The sequence below is a fragment of the Enterococcus salsurae genome (assembly GCF_054784955.1).
On sequence record NZ_BAAHWY010000008.1, the window covers coordinates 3490 to 5159 of the forward strand.

At 52.0% G+C, this 1670-nt stretch carries 1 rRNA gene; it reads right to left on the bottom strand.

The window, feature by feature from the left end:
- Window positions 1-70: 70 nt before the first annotated feature.
- Window positions 71-1630, bottom strand: a 16S ribosomal RNA gene (locus ACYVRS_RS14715).
- Window positions 1631-1670 lie beyond the last annotated feature (40 nt).

The window sequence follows — 1670 nt, forward strand, 5'->3', positions numbered from 1 at the left end:
TTAGATGAGAGTAGACCTCTCAAAACTGAACAAAGGCAAACGATGTGTAGTCTTCCGAAATATTCCTTAGAAAGGAGGTGATCCAGCCGCACCTTCCGATACGGCTACCTTGTTACGACTTCACCCCAATCATCTATCCCACCTTAGGCGGCTGGCTCCAAAAAGGTTACCTCACCGACTTCGGGTGTTACAAACTCTCGTGGTGTGACGGGCGGTGTGTACAAGGCCCGGGAACGTATTCACCGCGGCGTGCTGATCCGCGATTACTAGCGATTCCGGCTTCATGTAGGCGAGTTGCAGCCTACAATCCGAACTGAGAGAAGCTTTAAGAGATTAGCTTAGCCTCGCGACTTCGCAACTCGTTGTACTTCCCATTGTAGCACGTGTGTAGCCCAGGTCATAAGGGGCATGATGATTTGACGTCATCCCCACCTTCCTCCGGTTTGTCACCGGCAGTCTCGCTAGAGTGCCCAACTAAATGATGGCAACTAACAATAAGGGTTGCGCTCGTTGCGGGACTTAACCCAACATCTCACGACACGAGCTGACGACAACCATGCACCACCTGTCACTTTGCCCCCGAAGGGGAAGCTCTATCTCTAGAGTGGTCAAAGGATGTCAAGACCTGGTAAGGTTCTTCGCGTTGCTTCGAATTAAACCACATGCTCCACCGCTTGTGCGGGCCCCCGTCAATTCCTTTGAGTTTCAACCTTGCGGTCGTACTCCCCAGGCGGAGTGCTTAATGCGTTTGCTGCAGCACTGAAGGGCGGAAACCCTCCAACACTTAGCACTCATCGTTTACGGCGTGGACTACCAGGGTATCTAATCCTGTTCGCTCCCCACGCTTTCGAGCCTCAGCGTCAGTTACAGACCAGAGAGCCGCCTTCGCCACTGGTGTTCCTCCATATATCTACGCATTTCACCGCTACACATGGAATTCCACTCTCCTCTTCTGCACTCAAGTCTCCCAGTTTCCAATGACCCTCCCCGGTTGAGCCGGGGGCTTTCACATCAGACTTAAGAAACCGCCTGCGCTCGCTTTACGCCCAATAAATCCGGACAACGCTTGCCACCTACGTATTACCGCGGCTGCTGGCACGTAGTTAGCCGTGGCTTTCTGGTTAGATACCGTCAAGGGATGAACGTTTTACTCTCATCCTTGTTCTTCTCTAACAACAGAGTTTTACGATCCGAAAACCTTCTTCACTCACGCGGCGTTGCTCGGTCAGACTTTCGTCCATTGCCGAAGATTCCCTACTGCTGCCTCCCGTAGGAGTCTGGGCCGTGTCTCAGTCCCAGTGTGGCCGATCACCCTCTCAGGTCGGCTATGCATCGTTGCCTTGGTGAGCCGTTACCTCACCAACTAGCTAATGCACCGCGGGTCCATCCATCAGTGACGCAAAAGCGCCTTTCAACTTTCTTCCATGCGGAAAATAGTGTTATACGGTATTAGCACCTGTTTCCAAGTGTTATCCCCTTCTGATGGGCAGGTTACCCACGTGTTACTCACCCGTTCGCCACTCTTTTTCTTTCGGTGGAGCAAGCTCCGGTGAAAGAAAAAGCGTTCGACTTGCATGTATTAGGCACGCCGCCAGCGTTCGTCCTGAGCCAGGATCAAACTCTCATAATGATTTGTTTGAACGATCCAAAGGATCGTTAAGCTCATAAAA